This is a genomic window from Putridiphycobacter roseus (assembly GCF_003234935.1).
GTDB lineage: Bacteria > Bacteroidota > Bacteroidia > Flavobacteriales_D > Crocinitomicaceae > Putridiphycobacter > Putridiphycobacter roseus.
This window is the reverse complement of record NZ_QKSB01000009.1, coordinates 130,209-139,089: the sequence shown is the minus strand read 5'-3', so window position 1 is coordinate 139,089 and position 8,881 is coordinate 130,209. Positions and strand designations below refer to the sequence as shown.

The window sequence follows — 8,881 nt, the reverse complement described above, 5'->3', positions numbered from 1 at the left end:
CATATAGTTATAACGTTATAATCGTTTAAAGGTTGAGTGTTAGTTCTAGTATTAATTTATACCAGCTTGTAGTTAACAACTGGGTAAAAACCAACACTGGTTTTTACCCAGTTGTCTTTTTCTCTGCAATACAACAAATATAAAAATTAAAACCTACAAAGTGAGTACATTAGAAAAAGACAGGAAAAACTCCTTTTTTACTAGGGCTGGTGGTATGGTGAAAAGATAGTAACTAAAAGGGGCTAGTCAAAGGCTATCCAAGGCCGCACTGAAATCAGATAGCTTTTGTTCGTTATTTATTTTTGAATTATGTTACAAAACACTATTAATGGCTATTTTTTCAGGGTAAAATATAGCCATTATTCCATCTGATAGTGTTTATGTTACTTTATTAATTAGGTTAATTTATTTTAAATATTACTTTTGCCACAGAAACAAGAGATATGAAACAACTTATTTTACTATTAGTTTTAAGTCATTTAACTTTGGGAATTGGCCAAAAGACGGAAGTATTTACCTTTGAAGATGGCAATGTGGTGGAATTGACCAACCATTTTGATGATCCTTATAGATTGCCAGATTGGCACGTAGCAGTAGATTATAACATGTTGATAGTAAATGATATTTCCTCAGGACTTACCATTAAGCCAAAGTATATCATTTCAGATGAAATTTTTGTGGATGGTATTTTCTATTTTTCTATTTTTCAGGATTATAATAAATTTAAACTGGAAGATGCATTTTTGGATGGCGCGAATTCGACAATAAATATGTCATCAGAAATTCATTATACCCTTGTTTCTTCTCATAAATTTAAAGAAAAAAAGATTCAAGTCGATAGCGATTATGACAGTTCATTGAAAACCAGCTACTTAGTTAAAACACCTCTAAGTTTGAGAAAAGCACTATTGTTGGATGGCGGTATTAATTACAGTCAGTTTACTGTATTGAACAACTTTTATACAAACTTAAACGACAATTATTATGTGTTGGGTCAAAGTGCATTGTCTTTGACTGCAGGGTTAAGCTATTATAAAACCAGACATTATAAACTTACTATGAATGAAAGAACTAGGAATATTTTGACAGAATCTAGTTTGTCTTTAAAAGTACTTTTTGGTACCCCTACTGGTGCAAATATTGCTAAAGAAACTGAGGTTACGGATACTGAAGGACATACTACTTCAACTGTCGTTTTTGATCCTGCAACGGTTGGAGTAGACGCAGCATTTAATAATTTTGGATTCAGATTATCTTTTGATAGGTTAAGGGCTTTTGGAAAACACCCAAATATCTTTTTTAACTGGGGTGTTGGCATAGGTATCGAACCTTCTTATCAAAACGGTAATATGGGTTACAGTACCATAGTCGATAATAATGCTACTTTTCTAGAATTAAAATTTGGACTAGGTTTCGGTAAAGTGCAATAAGACGGTTAGTCTTTTTTAAATGCACCATTTAGTAAAGGCCAATTGTCATAGCTTCTGTCTAGTTTTATTTCATTTACTGGTTGGTTCACCCATTTATCTCGAGGGGCGTTAACTTCGTATTGAATAAGGTTACCTGATGGAAACTGAAAATGTGTTTTAAGTGCCGTTAGGTCTTGGTTGTATGTGCTAATTGCCTGAAGTGTTTTTGCTGGGTTATCATTTTCGATTAAGGCGATTATTCGAAGGTTTTCAGCTGAATAAATGGCAATACATAATTTATCATTTCCAATATGGATTAATAAGGAGTTGATTTGCTCTTGTTTGACCTAAAGGTTATTTTAAAAATAGTTTGACATACTTGATTATGTTGTACTAATTTAGATGGTTTTTTTATGGGTCAATTGGAAGGTAATCGGCCTCAAAAATAGTAGACTACATTTATTCCGAATCTACCATTTCTATGCTTAAGTCGTCATTGTATACCACTCCTTTGGTCAATTGTGGAGAACAATACATGCCAAAATGTGCCTGTGCAAGTCGGTTTTTAATTTTATCAATTTTTGCGTGGGAAACCAAGGTTCCATTTTGCCAAACTTTTGCATAGCCTTTATTTGTGAAATCGATATACATTTTAAGCTCTACCCATTCCTTTTGCGGAAAGGTTATACTCTTGGTTTGAAATTCATGGACTTGAACGCCTTGTTTGGGTACATTTTGTAAGTGCACAAAGCCATCATGACTTAAATTTACCAATACGGTTCTTTTCCAATTATCGGATTCATCATCTGAAAAAGTAGCAAAACTAAACCAATCGTCTTCTCCGCCATCTGGACTGGCTTGTAATTCAATGTCTAAATATACCCAAAGTGTAATGTAACAGGGAGAGGTAAAAGCGCCATCAACTGTTTTTTGAAGTTGTATAGCGGGATAACCTCTGTGGTTATTATTTTCGTCGATAGATGGCGAGTTAGCCCCATCAATCCATGCTTTGTGGGAGAAATTGCCGCTATGTACTATGCTGTCTGACAATTCATGATAGCTCGTGCCCTTATGTCCTTGTGGGGTCAAATAAAATCCGGCAAAATCATCTACACTTTCAAAGGAGGAAGTAAAGGATCTTTTTTCAATACTTTTTTTATTGCAGGAACAGAATAATACTACCAAGCAGCTCATGGTAAAAACAATTATTTTTTGGCTCATATTATACAGGATTTATTTAAAAGGTATAAGGTAAATCAAAATCTGTTACCCACGTAATTTTTTTGTGGTAAATAGCATTTTGTTGCATTATTTCAACCACTCGGTGAAAAATTTATGGCCTTAATAACTTGATAAATAAAGTACTTTATTTTGCTATGAATGTTACTTGACTTATTCTTCTTCTCCTTGAAAAAAGTTGTAGACCAGTTTTGCCTTGGAATAACCCACGGCTTCTACCAGTTCTTTTTCGCTGGCTGCTTTTACCCGTTTTACTGACTTAAAGAAACGGATGAGGTCAATGGTGGTTTTTTCGCCTATACCAGGTATTTCTGTCAATTCAGACTGGATGGCATTTTTACTTCTCTTGTTGCGGTGATGGGTGATGCCAAAACGGTGGGCTTCATTACGCAAATGCTGTATGACCCTTAAACTTTCCGAACGCTTGTCTAAATAAATTGGAATGGAATCGCCCGGAAAGAAAATTTCTTCTAATCTTTTCGCAATACCAATGATGGCAATTTGTCCCCTTAAATTTAGGTCGTCTAAACTTTTTACTGCGGCACTCAGCTGTCCTTTTCCGCCATCAATTACAATTAACTGAGGTAATGGTTGGTTTTCATCAACCATGCGCTTATAACGTCTGTAAACTACTTCGGTCATGGAAGCGAAATCATCTGGCCCTTCAACTGTCTTAATATTGAAATGGCGATAATCTTTGGCGCTGGGTTTGGCGTTTTTAAAAACCACACAGGCTGCTACCGCATTTGTCCCTTGAAAGTTCGAGTTGTCAAAACACTCTATGTGTGTAGGTAACTCTTTTAAATGTAAATCCTTTTGAATGGTATTCAATATCCTTTCGGTATGGACTTCTGGATTTTTTAGTTTTTCTTGCTTTAATTTTTCTAGTTTAAAATACTTTGCATTTCTAAGAGATAATTCTACCAATGTTTTTTTGTCGCCCCGTTGAGGTACGGAGAGCTTTACGTCTTTAAAAGGAAAATTAAACTTTTCGGAGGTTAAAATTTCATTGGATTCATCCCCATACCTTGCCCGCATGTCCATTAATGCAAGGGGTAATATTTCACTGGCTTGTTCGTCTAATCGTTTTTTAATTTCTAAGGTAAAACCTTGAATAATGGCGCCATTTACTACTTTAAAGTAATTTACGAAAGCCGATTTTTCGTCATTAATCATGGTAATGACATCCACATTATGAATGGTAGGACTTACCACAATGGATTTAGCATGGTATTTAGATAAAAGTGCTATTTTTTCCTTGATATCTGCTGCTTCTTCAAATTTCAATTCTGCCGCAAAATCATGCATTAATTTTTCTAATTCCTTTAATACCGACTTAATATTTCCTTTTAAAATGTTTCTAATTTCGTCGATATATCTCGCATAATTAGCTTCCGTTTCTTTACCCACACATGGGGCTAAACAATTTCCAATGTGATACTCCAAGCAAACTTTATATTTTTTTTGTGCAATGTTTTGTTTCGATAAATCAAAATTACATGTCCTTAAAGGATATAGGTTTTTTAATAGATCGAGTAAGGTATACATTATTTTTACGTTGGTGTAGGGACCAAAATATTCCGAACCATCTTTAATTACTTTTCGGGTAGTTATAACTCTTGGAAACCGTTCCTTTTTAATGCAAATCCAAGGATAGGATTTGTCGTCCTTTAATAAAATATTGTACTTGGGTTGGTACTTTTTGATAAGGTTACTCTCTAACAGTAAAGCATCTGTTTCGGTTTCTACCACAATGTACTTAATGTCTACTATTTTGCGGACCAATATTTTTGTCTTCCCGTTTTCTAAATTGCGATTAAAATAGGAACTGACTCTTTTTTTGAGGTTCTTGGCCTTGCCAATGTAGAGGATGGTTTCGTTTTTATCATAATACTGATAAACACCTGGACTATTGGGAATGGTTTTGAGTTTATCTTTGATAGAATCCATGGTACCAAATTTAATAATTTATAAAGACAATACAGGTCACAAATTAATCGACCAAGTTAATTCAAAGTCCCAATTAGAACGTACTTTAACAGGGGAAGTGTGGTAATAAACTGTTTCTGGTTGCCTATTCTCATGAAAATCACCTGGTGTAAACCGCTTATTTGTATCTATATCATTTATAAATCTTAAATAGTATTCTCCAGGCTCTAATTCTGTAAGGTTATACTGTTGTAAAGTATCACTGTAGCTAGCTTCAAATATAATTTTTTCTGCTTTGGTGTATATTTGTAATACGCCATTAATCAAGCTATCTGTTTTTAAAGTTAACTTTAAATTACCTAAATATTTAAGGGAATGAAAGACCAAATTAATGCTTGTTTTATCATTGGTACTACTCGATAAAATAGATTTTGTGGCGGCAGAATCCAAAGTTAAATAATGGGCTTTCTCCTTGTCGAACAGAAATTGAAATTGTCTTGCATCTATTTTCTGTACCGTATAGGTTAGTGCGGAAGAGTCTTTATCAAATAGCCTAATACCAGACTCATCAAATTTACCAATGGGTTCACTAAAGCTAAGGGTTAAAGTGTCTTTTGGTAATAATTTACCATTTTTTAAATTATTTTCAATCGTTAGTGGTGCTACCTTCTTGGGTAGGTTTTTCATGATTGGTTGGATGGTATCTGTCTGGTTATTGAATTGAATTATAATGGGATCATTATTTTTATACTTTTCGGTCATCCAATACACTACAGAGTCTTTAGAGCCCGTATTTTCTTGTACTAGTAACTGCTGGGTGTGTACCTTTAAATTTTTTGGTGTCGCATTAAATATTATTTTAAGTCGACCAGGATAGTTTAATTCGTAGGAATCAATTAGGGTGTCTTTGGAGGTTGGTTTAAACAATTTAAAAAGGACAGTATCTGAAACGGCATCCATTAAATTAATTTCTTTTTTTGATAAAAAGGCAATGCTTTCTACTTTAGGATTGTACAATAGATTCCTGTCCAGGTCTTCAAAAGCAAAGGCAGTATAAATTCCAGCTTTGATGTATTGTAATTTAAAATTTCCATTGAGGTCGGATTGGCCAATATAGGTGGGTTTATTTTTAATAGGAATGGAATCAAAATCTTCGGTTAAATTTTGACGGTATAATCCAATAAGCACCGATTTTTGTGGGAGGTTAGTAAAGCCATCTTTAATGCTACCTATAAAAGAGCAAGAATCAATATAGCTTCCAGTAGAAAAGACATATTGAAAAATGGAATCGTTGCCTTCGTTATAATCGGCAATGGCACCGTTAAACCCAATGGAGTAGGTGGTGTTTTCTTCTAAGTCTTCGTTAAATTGAATGATTACTTTTTTGTTTTTACTGCTTATTAATGGGGTAGTAGGAGGTTGTGGCGTAATGGTGATGGCAGTGGTTTGATTTTTTAATACCACAAACTCATCAAAATGTAAATGAATGGTTTTGCCTGTATAATTCAATTGACCAGGCTGCGGAAAAGTTTTTTCCAATACAAATTTTGGGGCAAATGTATCTTTTTCACCACCAGTTAAAGGGTTAATTTGTGCACAGCCATGCAAGATAAATAGGAGTATTCCTAGACCAATTATTTTTAACATATTTCGCTAATTATAGTCGCTAATTTTTCTAAATATTGTTGATCCACATTGTCAAAGTCATCATGGTGGTCGCTGTCTACATCTAAAACCATTGTAATGTGACCGTTTTTAAATACAGGGACAACTATTTCAGATTTACTGGCAGAACTGCAGGCTATATGTCCTGGGAAAGCATCTACATCTGCTACAATAATGGTTTTTTCAGTCGCCCATGCTGTACCGCAAACTCCCTTGTTTAAGCGTATTCTTGTACAAGCTAATTCTCCTTGAAATGGTCCAAGTACCAATTCCTCTTTTGAATCGACTAAATAAAAACCAACCCAAAACCAACCGAAAGTTTGTTTAAGTACTGCTGAAATATTAGCCAAATTGGCGACTAAATTCGTCTCCCCTGCAATTAATGCTTTTATTTGAGGCAATAAACTTTCATATTTTTCTGATTTATTACCCTTGCTTATCAAGATGTTTTCTGCCATAGGTCACAAAATTACGCATTTTAAAAGTTTAAACGATAAACAAATCACTGCTGATGTAATCTGCAATTAATTTTCCTTTTTCTGTCAAGGTGTAAGTTCTGTCTTGCACTATAACGTCACCCGATTCGCAAAATTTTTCTATACCACTTTTAAATGATGTTAAATAATTTGGAAATTGTGCTGCAATGGTGGCCAAACTTAAACCCCATTTGGTGCGTAGCTGGGTCAATATATATTCATTAAAATGATCTTGGTCACTTAATGTTTCTACTTCGTAATAGCTTATGTTGTTCTTTACTTTTTGTATGTATAATGCATTATTAGCAATGTTCCACTGTCTGGTTTTACCGTTAAAAGAATGGGCAGAAGGACCAATCCCTATGTATTTAACGCCTTTCCAATAAGCTGAATTGTGTTTAGAAATAAAACCATCTTTTGCGAAATTGGATATTTCGTATTGCTCGAATCCAGCCGATCTTAAGGTTTCTGTTAATATTTGAAATTGCTTTTGAATGGGTTCGTCTTCCAATGGTTTAATTTTCCCTGTTTTTAATAAATGACCAAACACGGTTTTCTCTTCAAAAGTTAAACAATAGGCTGAAATATGGGGTACATTTAGTTGCGTGGCTAAGTCTACTTGACGCTGCCAGTATACTTCATCTGTATTTGGCAAACCATAAATTAAATCAATAGTAATATTTTTAAATCCAACAGCTTGCGCTATTTCAATGCAGTCTATAGCTTCGGCTGCTTTGTGCGCCCTATTTAAAAATGTTAATTGGTCCTCATCAAAACTTTGTATGCCTATGCTCAATCTATTAATCCCAATTAGTTGATAGGCCTCTAAAATGTTTTTAGATAAATCATCCGGATTACATTCTAAGGTATATTCCACAGAAGTACCTAAGGTGTAGTTGGCTTTTATCACCTCTAAAATGGCTTTTATTTCCTTCGGTTCAATCAAGCTTGGGGTACCGCCTCCAAAATAAATAGTATTTATTACGTCTTGTTCCGCATAATCTGCTTTGTCCAATAATTCCTTTTTAATGGCCACTAACATATCTGGAATATTATTGTGTTTTACCGAAAAATGAAAGTCACAATAATGACATTTTATTTTGCAAAAAGGAATATGAATATAGATACCTGCCACTTTGCAAATTTACACAATTAAGTCCAAGGGGTAAGTGTTGCGAAAGGTTATTTTAAAACATAAAGTGTTGCTATTCTATCCTCGCTAAGGAATAGAAATTCGGTCGAAAATAGGAGTATATATTAAAAATAAACTTATATTTGTTTTGGTTGACTGGCGGGATGCTTTCACTAGAAAACATTAACTGTTAACTATTTACACTAAAAACTATGCAGATTTTAAAAGGGGGTCTTATTGTGTTTCTACTGATGTTTCAGACACTAGGTTTGTTTGCGAATTTATCTCTAGAAGGACATTATCAAGGTAAAAGTTTATTTATTCAAAACCCTGAAGATGAAGATGGTTTTGGATTTTGTGTTACACAAGTAACTGTAAATGGTAAGCCTATAGTTGAGTCTGTTCAGAAACCTGCTTTTGAAATTGGGTTTGATGAGTTAGATATAAAAATTGGCGATCTTGTATTTATTGTGCTGGAACATGGTATTGGTTGTAAACCTAAAATATTAAATCCAGAAGTTTTATTGCCTAAAAGTACTTTCGAAATCAAGGAAATGTCTTGTTCGGCTGATGGGAACTTTACTTGGTCTACCCTTAATGAGTCGGGTAAACTGGCCTTTATAATAGAACAATACAGGTGGAATAAATGGGTAGTGGTAGGACAAGTAAATGGTATAGGCTTGAACACTTTAAATAATTATAGTTTTAAAGTTTCTCCACATTCAGGTGAAAATCAATTAAGAGTGGTGCAAATAGATCATTCTGGAAAGAAACGCGTTTCCGAACCTATTAAGTTTGTGAATTCGAGTATTCAAGCACCTAATTTTTTCCCTAAGCGAGTGAAGGATGTCATTAAATTTAGTGCAGAAGGTGTTGCTATGGTGACCAAGTTCGAGATATTTGATGCGTATGGAAATATTGTTAAAAAAGGATTGGCGAGTGAAGTGGATTGTTCAAATTTAAGAAAAGGAGCCTATTATATTAATTACGATAATAAGAGTGAAAAATTTATAAAAGGATAAGCAAAGTAG

Annotated in this window: 7 protein-coding genes; 2 read left to right on the top strand and 5 right to left on the bottom strand. The window is 34.0% G+C overall.

Annotated features, from left to right (window positions below; translation table 11 throughout):
• Window positions 1–443: 443 nt before the first annotated feature.
• On the top strand, window positions 444–1,430 hold the full coding sequence (locus DNU06_RS13790) for a hypothetical protein (protein WP_111064078.1): 987 nt from the start codon (window positions 444–446) through the stop codon (window positions 1,428–1,430).
• Window positions 1,431–1,868: 438 nt separating this feature from the next.
• Here DNU06_RS13790 and DNU06_RS13785 read toward each other — a convergent pair whose 3' ends face one another.
• The 5 genes from DNU06_RS13785 to hemW all read right to left on the bottom strand — a co-directional run bounded on the left by DNU06_RS13785 (window position 1,869) and on the right by hemW (window position 7,853).
• A complete protein-coding gene (locus DNU06_RS13785) occupies window positions 1,869–2,630 on the bottom strand; it encodes a polysaccharide lyase (protein ID WP_111064077.1) in 762 nt (253 codons plus the stop codon).
• Window positions 2,631–2,801: 171 nt separating this feature from the next.
• Entirely contained in the window at window positions 2,802–4,598 is a 1,797-nt protein-coding gene (uvrC, locus tag DNU06_RS13780; protein ID WP_111064076.1) for an excinuclease ABC subunit UvrC, read from the bottom strand.
• Between the two features lie 36 nt (window positions 4,599–4,634).
• A complete protein-coding gene (locus tag DNU06_RS13775; RefSeq protein WP_111064075.1) occupies window positions 4,635–6,224 on the bottom strand; it encodes an Ig-like domain-containing protein in 1,590 nt (529 codons plus the stop codon).
• Window positions 6,218–6,700 (bottom strand): GAF domain-containing protein, encoded by a 483-nt coding sequence (locus DNU06_RS13770; RefSeq protein ID WP_111064074.1) that lies wholly within the window; start codon window positions 6,698–6,700, stop codon window positions 6,218–6,220. Before DNU06_RS13770 ends, DNU06_RS13775 begins: the two co-directional genes overlap by 7 nt.
• Before the next feature lie 28 nt (window positions 6,701–6,728).
• Complete coding sequence (hemW, locus tag DNU06_RS13765; RefSeq protein WP_111064073.1) at window positions 6,729–7,853, bottom strand: radical SAM family heme chaperone HemW; 1,125 nt, start codon at window positions 7,851–7,853, stop codon at window positions 6,729–6,731.
• A 209-nt stretch (window positions 7,854–8,062) separates the two neighbouring features.
• On the opposite strand from hemW, the gene DNU06_RS13760 reads away from it, so the two are divergent.
• Complete coding sequence (locus DNU06_RS13760; protein ID WP_146239253.1) at window positions 8,063–8,872, top strand: hypothetical protein; 810 nt, start codon at window positions 8,063–8,065, stop codon at window positions 8,870–8,872.
• The last annotated feature ends 9 nt before the right edge of the window (window positions 8,873–8,881 follow it).

What these genes read in the sequence shown, in the direction of transcription:
- DNU06_RS13790 (WP_111064078.1), top strand. Translation starts at nt 444, where the DNA reads ATGAAACAACTTATTTTACTATTAGTTTTAAGTCATTTAACTTTGGGA.
- DNU06_RS13785 (WP_111064077.1), bottom strand. Translation starts at nt 2,630, where the DNA reads ATGAGCCAAAAAATAATTGTTTTTACCATGAGCTGCTTGGTAGTATTA.
- uvrC (WP_111064076.1), bottom strand. Translation starts at nt 4,598, where the DNA reads ATGGATTCTATCAAAGATAAACTCAAAACCATTCCCAATAGTCCAGGT.
- DNU06_RS13775 (WP_111064075.1), bottom strand. Translation starts at nt 6,224, where the DNA reads ATGTTAAAAATAATTGGTCTAGGAATACTCCTATTTATCTTGCATGGC.
- DNU06_RS13770 (WP_111064074.1), bottom strand. Translation starts at nt 6,700, where the DNA reads ATGGCAGAAAACATCTTGATAAGCAAGGGTAATAAATCAGAAAAATAT.
- DNU06_RS13760 (WP_146239253.1), top strand. Translation starts at nt 8,063, where the DNA reads ATGCAGATTTTAAAAGGGGGTCTTATTGTGTTTCTACTGATGTTTCAG.